Genomic DNA, 15,103 nt, shown 5'->3' with positions numbered 1-15,103 from the left:
ATACGCCCTGGCATCGTGGTCGTCGGGAGCCTCATGGTGGCGGGGCGGAGTCCGGGTCGGTCCGACGGGTTGGCGGTGCCGGTGGTGCGCGTGGTGGTGCTGGGTGAGTTCCGGGCGGACAGAGTCGTACCGCCCCTCCGCCGCGGTGGCGCGGACGTCGTCGTCCTGGGGTCCGTGGACCTCGCGTCGTTCCTCGGGGACGGCGCGGTGTGCGGCGCGCTCCCCGCCACGCCGACCGGTCCGGGCCTGCTGCGGCTGCTCGACGACCACGGCGCGGACGTGGCCTTCGCCAACCTGGGAAGCCCCGGGCAGGAGCAGTTCCTGCCGGTCTACGCGGACGCCGCGGCCCGGCTGGGCGAACCGGCGCGGGCACCGGCCAAGCGGCGCGTCGCCGTGCACACGGCGGAGTTCGCCGTGCTGGCCAGCGACAAGGTCGCCTTCCACCGGACCGCGCTGGAGCGCGGCTGGCCCGTCCCCGACGCCCGGGTCTGCCCCACGGCCGCCGAGGTGCGCGCGGCGGTCCGCGAGCTCGGTCCGCCCGTCCTGGTCAAGGAGGCCCGCAGCGACTTCCACGCCGGACGCCACTGGGTGCGCGACGACGGGGAACGGCTCGCCCGGGTGTGCGCGGAGGTGACGTACCCGGTGCTGGTGCAGCGGGCCGTCACGGGGGACGAGTTCGGCGTCGAGCTCCTGTCCGTCGCGGAGTCCACCGTCGCCTGGCCGGTGGCGTCCCTGGGGCGGCTCGGCGAGGACTGCGCCCCGGGGCGGCGGGTGCGGATCGCCCCCGCCGGGCTGCCCGCGCGGGCGCACGCGGAGCTCACGGCCGTGGTCACCGACCTCATCCGGGCGTTCCGGCCGTGGGGGCCGTGGCAGCTGGACTTCGCCGTCACCGGCGGCGGCCGGCTGCGGATCATCGAGCTGAACGGACGGCTCGGCGGGATGTCCAACCTGAGCTGGGCCAGCACGGGCGGCGACCCGCACGTCGCCCACGCCCGCGCGGTCCTCGGGCACGCCCCCCGCCGCCCGCGCGCCGACCGGATCGCCCTCGAACTGCCCAGCGCCACCGACGCCGTGCTGCCGCCCCCGCCGGCCGGGACCTCCCTGATGTCGTTCCCGGGCACCCCGGCCAACCGGGGGCCGTGGATCGGCGGCTACTGCCGGCCCGTCCTCACCGTCCCGCGAGGCCGCGAGCGGGCGGCCCGCACCTGGCTGCGGTCGCTGCCGCCGGGCGCGCTGCTGGGCGACCCCGAGGAGGCGGTCGCCCAGCTGGCGCGCGGCGTACGCGCCCGGGGGCGGCAGGACACGGCGGGCATCAGGCCAGGAGGTTGGTGATCAGTTTCCGGACCCGGCCCTCCCTGACGGGCAGGACGCCGTGGACGAGCTGGGCGCCGTAGACGACGGTGGTGCCCGGTGGCGGGGCGCAGATCCAGCGGGTGTGCGGGATCTCGTCGAGCCGCACGGGCCCGCTGCGGGCGGTGATCGCGTGGACGAAGCGCGCGCCGGGGGCGTAGTCGCTGCCGAGGGGCGCGGTGACGTCGCTCCACAGGGCGTCGTGGGACACGGTGTCGAGGTGGAACTCCCCGCCCGACTCCGCGTCCTGGAGGTTGAACGCCACCCGTGCGATCCGCTGCGGCCGGGCCCCCGGGTCCTCCACGCCGTGGACGTGCGGCCGGATCCTGTCCCCCGGTTTCAGGTCGTGGTAGAGCCACGGGTCGGTGGCCCGGGCCGAGGGGAAGGCCCGGCGCAGCACCGGCAGGGCCCGCCGCATGGCGCCGTCCAGGATCTCCCGCGCCGCCGGAGGCGGGGTCACCCCCTCGCTGGGGCGGGCGGGGACCCAGCCCGTGACGGCGAGGTGCTCGTCCAGGACCTTGGTGAGCGCGGTGGTCTCCTCGGCGGTGAGGAAGCCCTCGACGGTCTGCACGGCCAGGGTCTCGGTCATATGGATCACGAACGGACTCCTCTCGCGGTGCCTCGCGGTGCCCGGTGTCCCTGCACCCTCACCGCGATACGCGACGCCCCGGCTCCTCGGCAAGCGCCTGACCGGCCAACTCGCGGAGGGGGGCCGGGGTTGACGGTGCGCCCGCACGCGCCGAATGGTGGGGAGGTGACGTTCGACGTGCTCGTCGTGGGCGCGGGCCCGACCGGGCTGCTGCTGGCCTGCGAGCTGGCGCTGGCCGGGGTGCGGACGCGGGTGGTCGACAAACGGGCCCGGCCGCACCGCGCGTCCCGGGCCCTGAACCTGCATCCGCGCAGCATCGAGCTCATGGACCTGCGCGGCCTGGCCGACCGCTTCCTGGCCGCCGGCCGTACCGTCCCCGGCTGGCAGTTCGCGGCGACCCTCAAGCGGCCGCTGGACTTCACCGCGCTCGACACCCGCCACCCGTACGCGCTGCTGCTGGCCCAGTCCCGTACGGAGGAACTGCTCGCGCGGCGGGCGCGGGAACTGGGCGTGGCCGTCGACCGGGGCCGCGAGGTCCTCGCCGTACGGCAGCACGGCGGGGGCGTCGAGGCCGACGTGGCGGGCCCGGGCGGTCCGGTCACGCTCCGGGCCCGGTACGCGGTGGGCTGCGACGGCGGGCACAGCCTCGTGCGGCGGGAGGCCGGCATCGCGTTCCCGGGCAGCGGGGAGTCGATGACCGCCGTGGTGGGCGACTTCGCGGTGGCCGACCACGGCGAGATCGACCGTGCGCGGCGGCACGGCGTCCTCGTCGCGCGGCTGGAGGCGGGCCTGACCCGGTTCGTGGTGATGGACCCCGGGCGGCTGCGGGTCCCCTCCGGCGTGCCGGTCACGTTGGAGGAGTTCCGGAGCTCTCTGCTGCGGGTGTGCGGAACGGACTGCGGTGTCGGCGGGCCCCGGTGGCTGTCGCGGTTCGGCAACACCACCCGCCTCGCCGAGACCTACCGGAGCGGCCGCGTCCTGCTGGCCGGGGACGCCGCGCACGTCCACTTCCCGGTCGGCGCCCAGGGCCTCAACACCGGCCTCCAGGACGCGATGAACCTCGGCTGGAAACTCGCCGCCACCGTCCACGGCTGGGCGCCCCCCGGCCTGCTGGACACCTACCACGCCGAACGCCACCCCGTGGGCCGGGCCGTCACCTCCGGCACCCGGGCGCAGACCCTGCTGGTGGAACTGCCGCTCACCGAGCCGTACCGGCAGGCGGCGGGCGCGCTGTGCGAGCTCCTCGACTCACTGCTGGGCGTCGAGGAGGTCAACCGCCGCCTGGCGGACCGGATCTCCGCACTCGACACCGTCTACCGGCCGGCCGGCGACACCGGCGCCCACCCGGCCACCGGCCGCCGCATGCCCGACATCGGCCTCACCACCGCCGCCGGCCGGGCCACCCGGGCGTACGAGCTCCTGCACGACGGCCGCCTGGTCCTGCTGCGCCTCGGCGGGGACGGCGACGGGACGGTTCCCCCGCCGCACCGGGTCCGCGAGGTGGCCGTCGCGCGCCACGACGCCCACCCCGGGCTGGACGGGGTGGACGAGGTGCTCGTACGCCCCGACGGCCACATCGCCTGGGCCGCCGACGCCCGCGCGGCACGGACGGAACGAGCGGGGGCGCTGGCCCGCTGGGCGGGCGGATCCACCGGTCAGCGGTCCGGCGAGCGGGGCGGATCCGCCGGGTAGAACTGGCGGGCCCACTTACGGAAGGCGCCGATGGAAGCCTCCTCGTTGTTGAGGCGGGGGTGCGGCTGGTAGCTCTGGTGGTGCCAGATGTGGATGTCCTTACGGACTTCACGCAGGAGCTGCCAGAACAACACCTTGCCGAGGGCCCGGGTCCACAGGCCGAGGGCATGCCTCCGCACGGGGTTGCCGGACCGGCTCAGGGCCTCGGTACCGACGACCGCGAACAGCCTCATGCGGCCCGGCCCGATGGGGGTCGCCCATACCGAGGTGACGACCCGGCAAGCGATCCCGGGGATCTCGGAGAGGATGTTCATTCCGGCGAGGCCAGGAAGCAGCACCCTGACCTCCTGGAAGATCGTGAAGTAGGGAAACCGCTGACCGAATTGGTAGACCACTCGATACAACGGGCCGTCGACCTGAGCAGGTTCGACCACGCGGGCCCGGGCGGCACCATGGATCGTGGTGATGTGACCGAAGTCCGTGGCATTCTCCGCGACATTCTGCGGATGGCCGGCGATGTCCGCGGTCCGGTACGAAGGCGCGCGAGAAGTCGTGGCATACAGGCCGGACAGATCCCAGCCCGGTGGTTCCCCCTCATGGTGGTGCCACGCCCAGACGAAACCCGCCGCCTCGCACACCGGAATCCTGCTCAGAGTGGCCCTGGGCGGGTTTCCGTACGGAGTGCGGACACAGGTCCCGTCCACGGCGAACCGGAAATGGTGGAACGGACACACAAGGTCTTCTCCGTCGATCCTGCCGCCCGCGCCCAGATGGGCTCCCAGATGCGGACAGTAAGGATGCACGGCGTTCAGCGTTCCGCCTCGGGTGCGGTACACCACGATGTCCCCGCCCATGAAAGGGCGGGTGCGCACCGTCCCCGGCTTCCATTCATCCGATCCCCCTACACAGAACCAGCCGTTGGGGTAGGAGAGAGCGGGTGGTCCCGGCGTGTCGCCCAAGCACGGCTGATCCGCCTGACCAGGCGATACATAGCGCGTGTCCCGTCCGTGCATCGTCCTGGCCTCCCGCTCGATCACTCGCATACCGCGGCGACGCCGTCGGCAAGGCGCGCGAATGGATTCAGTCCGCTGAGCTCCACAGCGCTGCTGGCCACCCCGAAGAACGCCCGGCGCAGGGCCAGGCCGTCGCGCGGGGCCAGGAGATAGGTATTCCTGACGGCCATGTCCGTCTCGATGAAGAGCCGTTCTACGGACTCCGCGGCCCCGTCCTCGTCCCCCACCACGACCACGGCGTACTCCCATATGCGTGCCATCAGGCCACGCAGTGCGCGGGCGCACCTCTCGGGGCCTTCGCCGCCGGAACGGGCGCCGGCCGAAGCGACGTCGAAGACCCGGCACCACATCTCCGACAGCGCACGCAGGTCCTGGGCATCGCCGAGCTCGTCGCAGTGCGCCAGTACACGTGCCGCCGCGACTCCGCAGGCGGCGACAGCGTCCGACGTCGCGTCGTCGAGGAGGCTCCTGCGGGCCGTCCGGTGTGCGAGCTCGGCGATCCAATCCGCCGGGCCGCCGGCGTACGGGGACGAGGTCCGTTCCCACTGCGGCTGCCACGTGGGGAGATGCAGGACGGCTCCTCGGGGAAGCCGCGTCGTCGCCACCGTCCGGAGCCTCTCCCCCGGCTTCCGCCACGCGTAGGCGCGGCGCGTGGCGTCGCCGGCACGGGCGAACGCGATCAGTTGCCGCCTGACCTTGTAGCGCGGAACCAGCAGGTACCACAGGCACGCCCCCATGGCGAGTTCGGCCGCCTCCGCATGACCGTCCTGTCCGCAGTCGCAGGCGATGACCTCGTCGATGACCGCGGCGACGGCATCGGCATAGCCGTGCACACCCGCACTTCCGCCGAGGGCCAGGGCAACGTGCACCTCGTTGAAGCACTCCCTGGTGATGTAGTCGAGGACAGCGTCGACTGTCTCGTCGTACCGGATGATGCTGTCCACCGCGCGTTTGATCCGTCCGCACACCCCGGCGGCCTTGAACGTGCCCAGATCGTCGGCCAGATGCCGGTATGGCTTCGTGGCGAGCTGTAGACGGTGATAGGGAGCCATAGAAGCGTCCCACCAGCGCGCTCGCAGAAATTCCATAGGGGTGACAGGACCACCTCGTGCCGCCAGGAAGCCGCCGGGCTCGGTGAGCTTCCCGGATTCCACGATCTTCGCGTCCTTGGCCCTCATGAACGCGCATGAGATCACCATGTCCTTCAGCGTCCGAACGGCCGCGGAACCCGCCAGAAGGCCCAGACCTTCCCCGCAGGCCTGTACGTACGGTTCACGTCCGGGCACTCCGGGACCGTCGGGCGCACCGACATAGTCGACAGCGATCGTCAGGCACAGCACGGAGCCGCAAAGATCATGGACGCGGGGATCGGTACAACGGATGAACTGCCAGGCGTACATGCTGGAATAGAAGTCCCGCAGCGCCATCGGAACGGCGAGCTCGGCCGACGCGGCACGACGTCCGCAGTACTCCCGCACAACACGGTGGATCTCGTCCCCCTTCCGCTGGGCCGATACGGCGAGCGCCGCCAGCCTCCGGGCCACCGGCGTGCCGCTCTCCGGCCACAGGTGGGACCGAACCGAGAGGGCCGTGGCCAGGGCGGTCTCCGCCAGCGGGCTGGCCGAGACGTGGATGCCCATCTCGTCGCCGAACACCACGTCGAGCGCGCGGCGGCACATGGCCTCGCCCTCGCTGTTCCGGGCCACTTCCCTCGATGTGTAGGGAAGGTATGAAGTGCCGGTGAGCACGTACGTCCCCTCGGCCGCGGTGCCGCGGTCCATCCCCATGTACAGGGCAGCCAGCGGCCCTGAAACCTCATGGCCGCGGGGGACGAGCCCGCACGCCTCGGCGTCCCACACTTCTGTCAGTTCCTCGCAGCCCACCGGAGCATCCCCTTTCCCGACCCGGACGAGTGGCATGGCGTTCAGACGGACCGCGCCGTGGCGGCGGCGGCCAGGCGTCGCAGGGTCTTGACCGCGGAAGCGGGCAAAGGCACGAGTTCGAGGGCCCGCAGCGCCTGTTCGCGGCGGTCGTCGATCATGCGTTCCACGGTGCCCCGGGCTCCCGTGTCCTCGATGACCGACCGGACCCGGCGGATGTCGGCCTCGCCCAGGGAGGGGGCGCCGAACGCCGCGTGGAGGGCCGTGCGCTGGGCGGGGCTCGCGCGTTCGGTGGCCAGGGCCATCAGGACGGTGTGCTTGCCCTCGCGGACGTCCTCGAGCACGGGTTTTCCCGTCACCTCCGGGTCGCCGAAGACGCCGAGGAAGTCGTCGCGCAGCTGGAAGGCCTCGCCCAGCGGGAGGGCGTACTCGGACAGCGCCCGGTGGACGGTCTCGGGGGCGCCGGCCAGGGCGGCGCCGATGCAGAGCGGGCGGACCACGGTGTAGGACGCCGTCTTGTAGCGGGCTATGCGCAGCGCGGTGGCCACTCCGCCCGCGGGGCGTCCGGCCGACATGACGTCCAGGTACTGCCCGTACATGGCCTCGGCCCGCATGGCGTCGGTGTGCCGGATCACCGCGCGCAGCTGGGCGTGGGTGAGGCCCGCGGCGTGCAGCATCTCGTCGGACCAGGCGAGGGCCAGGTCGCCGATGAGGACGGCCAGGCTGACCCCGAGCCTGCCGGACTCGCCGGGAGCGCGGCCGGGGGCGTGACGGGCCGCCAGGGTGCGGTGCACCGTGGCCGTTCCCCGGCGGGTGTCGCTGCCGTCCATGATGTCGTCGTGGATGAGGGCGAAGGTGTGGAACATCTCCAGCGACGCCGCCGCCCGCAGGACGGGCAGGGGTGTGGTCGCGGGTCCGGGGACCGGGACGGCGGCCGCGTGCCAGCCGACCACGCACATCAGCGGCCGCAGGCGTTTCCCCCCGGCGAAGGTGAAGTCGTGGAGGACGTCCGCTATCTCGGCCGGCCAGCCGCACGCGACGGCGATGCGGGCCCGCTCCTCCAGGAATCCGGCCAGGACGGTGTCGATCGCCCCTCGTGCCGCGAGGAGGTCGATCGGGGTGTCCGTGGCCGGTGGTGCGGTATTCGGCGTCTCCGCCGCGGTCGTTTCGGGTGACCGTGTTGTCCCTCGCGTCATGACCACGCCCCCACACGGGTTCACACGCGGTGCGAGGCACCGCGATCGTTCTCGTCGGACCAGTCGTCACCTGCACTTTTGATTGCACAGCGGCGTGCGGACCCGAGTCCACAGTGGACAAGGAGCGCATATGTGTACAGCCGTGTCGGGGTGGTGCGCTGGACTCGCGGAGGGGCGGATCGCGAGGCGGGCACGCGCCGGTTCGCGCCGAGCAGTCCAATGCCGTCCCCTGGTGCCGGGCGGCCCTCACGAGCCGTCCCGTGTCCCGGTGCGTCCCCCTCTTCATGACCATTCGGTGAGCGTTTGCCGAACTTGATCACGAACGCGCGGCGATCATCGACGCGGGGCCTTAGCCTGTGGCACATGTCCGTTATACCGACCTGCGACCAGGCACGACCCGAGGCGATCAACGCGAAGATCCGTACGTTCCTCAGCGCGCGCAAGGGCCGGTCGCTGACCCGCGAGGAGAGCCTGGAGTACCAGAGGCTCACGGTGCAGTGGCTGGCGGCGGAGCGACGGTACCCGTCGCGTTCGTGGCACTGAGGCCTCCACCGGCCGTCGGGCCGGTGGAGGGCACGCCGTCCCGTCTGATGTGACATCAAGAACCGTTTCCCGCAAGCGGCTCCGTGCGCCGAATGTTTCGACAGTGCTGTAGATTTTCCAGGGAACGACACCCCGACGAAAGAGGCACAACCGATGGCCGTGAGCCTGTCCAAGGGCGGCAACTTCTCCCTGACCAAGTCCGACCCCGGCATAGCCAGCGTCGTCGTCGGCCTGGGCTGGAAGGTGAACACCGGCCCCGGTGACGTGGACCTGGACGCCAGCGCGCTCGTGCTGGGCGGCGACGGCAGGGTCCTGTCGGACGACCACTTCGTCTTCTTCAACAACCGCGCCACGCCCGAGAACTCGGTCCGCCACACCGGCGACAACCAGACCGGTGAGGGCGACGGCGACGATGAGCAGATCGCGGTCGACTTCTCCCTCCTCCCGGAGCGGTCCGAGTCCGTGGTCTTCGTCGTCTCGATCCACGACGAGACCGGGTCCGCCATCACCTTCGGCCGCGTCCGCGACGCGTACATCCGCGTGGTCCACCAGGCCACGGGCGTGGAGATGTGCCGCTTCGAGCTCACCGAGGACGCGCACGACCAGACGGCCATGGTGTTCGGCCAGCTCTACCGCCGCGAGGGCGAGTGGAAGTTCCGCGCCATCGGCCAGGGCTACGCCTCCGGCCTCGCCGGCATCGCCAAGGACTACGGCGTCAACGTCTAGAGCCGCCCCCGGCCGGAGCCGCACCCGACAGTAGGATGAGTCGCCGTCCGCGCCCGCGGACGGCCGACGTCCGAGGACGTGGAGGGAGACGGCATGAGGGACCAGGACAGGACCGGCCCGCTCGCGGTGCCGCGCGCCCGCCGACGGGGCCAGGGAGAGCTCGAGGCGCAGGTGCTGTCCGTGCTGCGCGGGGCACCGGGGCCGGTCACGGCGGCCTGGGTGCACGAACGCCTCGACGACTCCCTCGCCTACACCACCGTGGTCACCATCCTCTCCCGTCTGCTCGACAAGGACGCCGTCACCCGTGAGCGCGCCGGCCGCTCCTTCGAATGGCGGGCCACCTCCAGCCAGGCCGGGCTGGCCGCCCGTCGCATGCACCGTGTGCTGGACGCGGACGACGACCGCGCGGCCGTCCTGGCCAGCTTCGTCACCTCCCTCAAGCCGGACGACGAGCAGCTGCTGCGGGCCCTGCTGAACGAGGCGACGGACGCGGCCGGGGAGCCGCAGGGCTGACCTCCGTGGGCATCTTCGTCTTCCTGCCGCTCGTCCTCCCCCTCACCGCCTTACCGATCGCGCGCCTCGCCGAGCAGCACCTCCACCCGCGCACCGCCACCCGGCTGCTGACCGCCGTGGGTGTCGTCCTGGCGCTGTGCAGCACGCTGTGCCTCGCCCTGCTCATGGTCGTCGGCACGGCCCAGCTGCCCGGCAACCCGCTGCCCGACGAATGGTCCGACCCGGAGGTGCGGGCCGCCGTGCCCTGCGACGAGATCGCGGGAAAGGCCTCCATCGCCGCCCTGGCCGCCGTCGCCGTGGCGTGCGCGACCACCCTGTGGCGGCATCTGCGCCGGCGCCGGCGGGCCCACCGGGCGCTGGCCGGGCTGCCCCGGCGGCGGGTGGTCGTCCTGCCCGACGCCACGCCCTACGCCCACGCGCTCCCCGGCTCGCCCGGTCGCGTCGTGGTCTCCACCGGCATGCTGGCGGGGCTGGCCCCGCGCGAGCGCCGGGCCCTCTTCGCCCACGAGCGCGTGCACCTGGCGGCCCGTCACCACCGCCACCTGCTGGCCGTACGGCTCGCCGCCCGCGCCAACCCCTTCCTGCGCCCCCTGGACACGGCGGTGTCCTACAGCGCCGAACGGTGGGCCGACGAGGAGGCCGCCGGCGCGATCGGCGACCGCCGCCTGATGGCCCGGGCCGTCGGCAGGGCGGGGCTGCTCTCCGCCGCGGCGGGCTCCGCCGCCGTCCCCGCCGGCGCACGGGCGTACCCCGCCTTCGCCACACCCGGCCCGGTCCCCCGCAGGGTCGCCGCGCTCCTCGCCCCCGCCCCGAGCACGCGCGGCTGGCCCCCGGCCCGCACGGCCGCCGGCCTGGCGGCGTGGATCGCCGCCACCGGAGCCGCCGTCTCCGCCCTGTCCTCCGCCAACGCCACCGTCGCCCTGCTGCTCGTCCTCCACGCGGCCACTCCCCTCGTCTGACCCCCTCGTCCGACGGGGCCGGGGCACCGGCCTGTCCGAACCGCCCATGAAGTGAAACACCGAACACCCCGCCGAGGACCATGCCCGTCCCCGGTCGCCGGATGCACGGCGCGGGGTGACGGCGCACCGGCTCACGGCCGCGCGCCCCGCGTCCACCGGCGCGCCCCGGAGTGGGGGTTGTCCGTCCCTGTGCCCGGCCAGTTCCCTTGAACGCGCAACCGGTTCCCTTGAACACGCGGCAGGACGCGGCGAGAGGCGGCTCATGGGCGTGGGCGGACGCGCGGTGATAGTCGGTGGCGGATACGCGGGCCTCGTGGCCGCCCGCGTCCTGGCCGAGCGGTACGACGACGTGATCGTCGTCGAACGGGACGCCGTCGTCCCGGACCCCGGTCACCGCAGAGGCACACCGCAGAGCCGCCACCCGCACGCGCTGCTGGAACGCGGGGCGCGCATCCTCGAACGCCTCTTCCCCGGCCTGCGGTCCGAGCTGGAACGGAAGGGCGCCCCGGTCTCCGATTTCGGGCGGTTCCCGATGCTGTACCCGACGGGCTGGTCGCCCCGGGTGCCGACCGGGCTCGTCCTGCAGACCTTCAGCCGCCCCCTCCTGGAGCGCTGCGTCCGCCACCGCGTGCTGCGGCTCCCCTCGGTGACGCTGCTGGACCGGGCCGAGGCGGCGGGGCTGTCCCTCGACGCCCGGCGCGAGCGGGTCACCGGCGTGCGCGTCACCGGCCACGGAACGCTCCGCGCCGACCTCGTCGTCGTCGCGACCGGACGCCACTCCCGCCTGCCCGTCTGGCTCACCGCGTCGGGCCTCGCCACCCCCCGCGTCCAGCGGGTCGACGGCGGGCTGTCGTACGTCTCCCGCCTCTACCGCCGCGAGGCGGCCTCCGCGCCGCCGTGGCAGGCGTCCCTGCAGGCCACGCTGGCGCCCGACCAGGACCGGGGCGGGACCGTCCTCGCGATCGAGGACGACCGCTGGCTGGTCTGCCTGCTGGGGGCGAACGGGCGGGTGGCGCCCACCGATCCTGCCGGGTTCGCCGCCTACGCGGCCGGTCTGGACGACCCGCACGTCCGGAAGGTCGTCGCGACGGCCGAACCGCTCGGCCCCGCCTACCGGTACGCCGGACTCGGCGGCGCGTGGCACCGCTACGACCGGCAGCGGCGCCGGCCCGGCGGCCTGGTCGTCCTGGGCGACGCGCTGTGCTCGCTCAACCCGCTCTACGGCCACGGCATGACCGTCGCCGCGATGCAGGCGCTCCTCCTCGCCCGGGCCGTCGACGACGCGCCGGCCGGCGCCGGGCTCACCGCCGCCGCCTGCCGCCGGTTCCAGCGGCAGGCCGCCCGGACACTGGCCCTCCCCTGGCTCATGGCGTCCAGCCTGGACCTGGGCTGGCGGACCGGCCCCACCCCGCTCAGGGCGGCGCTCGCCCGCCGGCTGCTGGGCCGTCTGCTGGACCGAATACCGGGCGATCCGGACCTGTACCGGACGTTCCTGAACGTCCAGCACCTGACGGAGTCCCCGGCCGCCCTCCTGCTGCCGGCACTGCGCCCCGTCCGCGCCCCTGCCGAGGCTCCCGCCGGCGCGTCCGTCCGTACCCCCGCGCGCACTCCCGTACGGGACGGCGGGGAGGGGCGCTCCGTATGACGGTCCGCTCCGGCGGGCCGGGGGCGTGGGACGCGTACCCCCCGCCCGGCCACGTCCTCTACGAGCTCCCCGCGCACGCCCCCGCCCCCGTACGGGTCCGCGGGCTCGACGACGCGGTCGTCACCTGGGCCGACACCTACCGCCTCCTCGACGGCCCGGCGGCCCGCGAGCGGCTGTCGGCCACCCGGGCCGGGGAACTCGTCGTCCGCGCCTATCCCGGTCTGCGGCCGGACCGGGAGGCCGCGCTGGCCGGCTGGTTCGCCTGGCTCTTCCTCGTCGACGACTACTACGACAGCGCCGACGCCCGTGATCCGCGGCGGAACGCGGCCGTCACGTCCAGCATGCTCGCGGCGCTGGCCCCCGACCCCGGCCCCGCGGACCGGCCGCCGGCCGACGGGCCGCCGCTGGCCCGGCAGCTGGCCGGGGTCTGGCGGCGCATCGCCCCGGCGCAGAGCCGGTGGTGGCGGATGCGGTTCGTCACCCACACGATGCACTTCCTGGCCGCGTTCCGCCACGAGGCCCTCTACCGGCGGCAGCGCCGGGTGCCCGGCCTGGAGGAGTACGTACAACTGCGGCGCGCCTCGGGGTCCGTCACCGCCTGCCTGGACCTGCTGGAGTTCGCCACCGGCCGGGAGGTGCCCCCGCTGCTCCATGAGACCGACCAGCTGCGGGCGATGTTCACCAAGGCCACCGACGTCGTCGTGTGGGTGAACGACGTGATCTCCCTGGAGAAGGAGCTGCGCCTGGACGACACCGCCAACGGCGTCCTCGTCCTGCGGCGCGAGTTCGGCCTGAGCCTGCGGGAGGCCGTGCGCCGCGTCTACGGCAGGGTCGCCGCCGACATCCGCGGCTTCCTGGCCCACGAGCGGGCGCTGCGGCGCATGTGCGAGCGCTGGCCGGGCGTCACCGAGCGGGACCGCGCGGCCCTGGCCTCCTTCACCGACGGCATGAAGGCCTGGATGCGGGCCAACGTGGACTGGTCCGCGCACTCCGCGCGCTACCGGCCGGACGTCCCCTGACACGAAGGACCGCCCCCGAGGAGGAGCGAACATGTCCGCCTTCACCACCGGTACGGCCCCCGGGGCACTGCCGGGCCTCGGCCACATGTGGCCGCTGCTGCGCCGTCCCACCGAGTTCCTCGCGGCCCTCCCCGCCTACGGCGACCTCGTGGAGATCCGGCTCGGCGCGACCCCGGCGTACGTGCCCTGCCATCCCGAGGTACTGCGGCAGGTGCTGACCGACGACCGCACCTACGACAAGGGCGGCTCGTACTACGACCGGGCGCGGGCCATGGCCGGCAACGGCGTGGCCACCTGCCCGCACCGCGACCACCGCCGGCAGCGCCGGCTGCTCCAGCCGGCCTTCCACTCCCACCGGCTGGAGCGGTACGCGGCCGTGATGGAGCAGGAGACGACGGCCCTGACCGGCTCGTGGGGGCGGGAGGAGGTCGTCGACGTGTACCCCGTGCTGTACGCGCTGGCCCTGCGCACGGTGACCCGGACGCTGTTCGCCGCGCACGTGGACGAGGAACGCGTGGAGGGGATACGGGCGTCGTTCGAGACGGCGTTCAGCGGGTTCTTCCGGCAGATGTTCATGCCGCCGGCCGTACGGCGGCTGCCGCTCCCCGCGAACGTGCGGCACCGGCGTGCGCTGCGGCACCTGCGCGGGACGGTCGAGGGCATCGTCGCGGACTACCGGCGCGACGGGACGGACCGGGGCGACCTGCTGTCGGTCCTGCTCGCCGCCCGGGAGGACGGCGAGGAGACGGGCCTCGCCGACGGGGAGGTCCACGACCAGGTCGTGACCGTGCTCGCCGCCGGGACGGAGACGGTCGCCGCCACCCTCACCTGGGCCCTGTACCTGCTGTCCGGGCATCCGGAACGGGAACGGGCGCTGCACGAGGAGGTCGACGCCGTGCTCGCCGGTGGGCGGACGGCCCGCTGGGGCGACATCCCCCGCCTGCCGCACACCGCGCGCGTGATCAACGAGACGGTCCGGTTGTACCCGCCCGGCTGGCTGTTCACCCGGGTGACCTCGGCGGAGACCGTACTGGCCGGGCGGCGGCTGGCCCCGGACACCACGCTCGTCATCGCCCCGGCCGCGGTGCACCGCCGCTCCCGCGAGTACGACCGGCCGCTGGAGTTCGATCCGGACCGGTGGGCGGGTGACCGGGCGGCCGCCCTGCCCCGCGGGGCCTTCGTCGGCTTCGGTGCCGGGGCGCGCAAGTGCATCGGCGACGACTTCGGCATCGCCGAGTGCGTGATGGTGCTGGCGACGATCGCCGCGCGCTGGACGGTCCGGCGCGTCCCCGGCACCGATCCCCGCCCGGTGCCGCTGGCCGCCTTCTACCGCCCGCGCCGGTTCCCGCTGCGCCTGGAGCAGCGGGGGACAGCGGGGGACGTGAGGCGGCGTCAGTAGCGCAGCGCGGTGCCGACGTCGGCGCGGACGGGGGCGGACAGCTTGCGGTTGCTGGTGACGGTGGCCTCGGCGGTCTTGCCCGGGGCGACGTCGGCGACGTTGGTCACGGAGGCGTCCAGCAGGTTGCCGCTGTCGTCCTTGAACTCGACCAGGACGGTGAAGGACTTGGCCGCGTCGGCGGTGTTGCGGGCGGTCACCTTGACCGATGCCCGGCCGTCGCCGGCCGTCGTGGGCGTGCCCAGCGTGACCTCGTCCTTGGCGTCGACCCCGTTCTTCACCTCACCGATCTTCCGCCTCGCCTCCGCGGTGGCGGAGGCGAGCGCCTCGGCCCCCTGGGAGGCGAGGGAGGCGGCGGCCGAGGAGGCCGCCGCGCCGACCTTGCTGGCGGTGCCGGACGGCTTCCCCGACTCGTCCGAACATCCGGCCAGGGAGGTCGCCGCCGTCGCGGCCAGCAGCACGCCCACCGCGCTCCGCGTCCACCGGGCCGATCGGCTCCCGCGCACTGTCATGTCGTCTCCGTCATGTCGTCTCCACCGAGGTCGTCGACCGTCGCCGACTCCCAGTGAAGGGCCCGGACGG

The 15,103-nt window shown here is 73.8% G+C and carries 14 protein-coding genes; 9 read left to right on the top strand and 5 right to left on the bottom strand.

Features of this window, described 5'->3' with window-relative positions; translation table 11 throughout:
• The first annotated feature begins 75 nt into the window (after positions 1–75).
• Positions 76–1,332, top strand: a complete 1,257-nt coding sequence (locus AC07BS_RS28490; RefSeq protein WP_478934918.1) for an ATP-grasp domain-containing protein — start codon at positions 76–78, stop codon at positions 1,330–1,332.
• On the opposite strand, the gene AC07BS_RS28485 is transcribed toward AC07BS_RS28490, so the two are convergent.
• Positions 1,313–1,948 carry a hypothetical protein gene (locus tag AC07BS_RS28485; RefSeq protein WP_478934917.1) on the bottom strand — a complete coding sequence of 212 codons (636 nt, stop codon included), beginning with the start codon at positions 1,946–1,948 and terminating at the stop codon, positions 1,313–1,315. The genes AC07BS_RS28490 and AC07BS_RS28485 overlap by 20 nt on opposite strands.
• A 156-nt stretch (positions 1,949–2,104) precedes the next feature.
• On the opposite strand from AC07BS_RS28485, the gene AC07BS_RS28480 reads away from it, so the two are divergent.
• A complete protein-coding gene (locus AC07BS_RS28480) occupies positions 2,105–3,631 on the top strand; it encodes an FAD-dependent monooxygenase (protein WP_478650426.1) in 1,527 nt (508 codons plus the stop codon).
• On the opposite strand, the gene AC07BS_RS28475 is transcribed toward AC07BS_RS28480, so the two are convergent.
• The 3 genes from AC07BS_RS28475 to AC07BS_RS28465 are packed head-to-tail and all read right to left on the bottom strand — an operon-like array spanning position 3,595 to position 7,720.
• Positions 3,595–4,644, bottom strand: coding sequence for an aromatic ring-hydroxylating oxygenase subunit alpha (locus tag AC07BS_RS28475; protein WP_478934923.1), 1,050 nt, complete (start codon positions 4,642–4,644; stop codon positions 3,595–3,597). The genes AC07BS_RS28480 and AC07BS_RS28475 overlap by 37 nt on opposite strands.
• A 20-nt stretch (positions 4,645–4,664) precedes the next feature.
• Positions 4,665–6,527 (bottom strand): hypothetical protein, encoded by a 1,863-nt coding sequence (locus AC07BS_RS28470; RefSeq protein WP_478934916.1) that lies wholly within the window; start codon positions 6,525–6,527, stop codon positions 4,665–4,667.
• A 41-nt stretch (positions 6,528–6,568) separates the two neighbouring features.
• Positions 6,569–7,720, bottom strand: a complete 1,152-nt coding sequence (locus tag AC07BS_RS28465) for a polyprenyl synthetase family protein (RefSeq protein ID WP_478934915.1) — start codon at positions 7,718–7,720, stop codon at positions 6,569–6,571.
• Between the two features lie 363 nt (positions 7,721–8,083).
• On the opposite strand from AC07BS_RS28465, the gene AC07BS_RS28460 reads away from it, so the two are divergent.
• The 7 genes from AC07BS_RS28460 (at position 8,084) to AC07BS_RS28430 (ending at position 14,524) form a co-directional block, all read left to right on the top strand.
• Complete coding sequence (locus AC07BS_RS28460; RefSeq protein ID WP_478650434.1) at positions 8,084–8,263, top strand: hypothetical protein; 180 nt, start codon at positions 8,084–8,086, stop codon at positions 8,261–8,263.
• A gap of 153 nt (positions 8,264–8,416) precedes the next feature.
• Positions 8,417–8,989 (top strand): TerD family protein, encoded by a 573-nt coding sequence (locus AC07BS_RS28455; protein ID WP_478650436.1) that lies wholly within the window; start codon positions 8,417–8,419, stop codon positions 8,987–8,989.
• Positions 8,990–9,082: 93 nt separating this feature from the next.
• Entirely contained in the window at positions 9,083–9,502 is a 420-nt protein-coding gene (locus AC07BS_RS28450) for a BlaI/MecI/CopY family transcriptional regulator (protein WP_478650438.1), read from the top strand.
• A 5-nt stretch (positions 9,503–9,507) separates the two neighbouring features.
• Entirely contained in the window at positions 9,508–10,461 is a 954-nt protein-coding gene (locus AC07BS_RS28445; RefSeq protein WP_478934914.1) for a M56 family metallopeptidase, read from the top strand.
• A gap of 262 nt (positions 10,462–10,723) precedes the next feature.
• Positions 10,724–12,106 carry an NAD(P)/FAD-dependent oxidoreductase gene (locus tag AC07BS_RS28440; RefSeq protein ID WP_478934913.1) on the top strand — a complete coding sequence of 461 codons (1,383 nt, stop codon included), beginning with the start codon at positions 10,724–10,726 and terminating at the stop codon, positions 12,104–12,106.
• Positions 12,103–13,125 (top strand): terpene synthase family protein, encoded by a 1,023-nt coding sequence (locus AC07BS_RS28435; RefSeq protein WP_478934912.1) that lies wholly within the window; start codon positions 12,103–12,105, stop codon positions 13,123–13,125. The genes AC07BS_RS28440 and AC07BS_RS28435 overlap by 4 nt, the downstream gene beginning before the upstream one ends.
• A 31-nt stretch (positions 13,126–13,156) precedes the next feature.
• Positions 13,157–14,524: a cytochrome P450 gene (locus AC07BS_RS28430; protein ID WP_478934911.1), complete on the top strand. Its 1,368-nt coding sequence runs from the start codon at positions 13,157–13,159 to the stop codon at positions 14,522–14,524.
• On the opposite strand, the gene AC07BS_RS28425 is transcribed toward AC07BS_RS28430, so the two are convergent.
• On the bottom strand, positions 14,518–15,033 hold the full coding sequence (locus tag AC07BS_RS28425; protein ID WP_478934910.1) for an FxLYD domain-containing protein: 516 nt from the start codon (positions 15,031–15,033) through the stop codon (positions 14,518–14,520). The genes AC07BS_RS28430 and AC07BS_RS28425 overlap by 7 nt on opposite strands.
• Positions 15,034–15,103 lie beyond the last annotated feature (70 nt).

Source organism: Streptomyces sp. NPDC044063, assembly GCF_056434285.1.
Note: the sequence above shows the minus strand (reverse complement) of the source record. Positions and strands in the feature narration are given on the sequence as shown.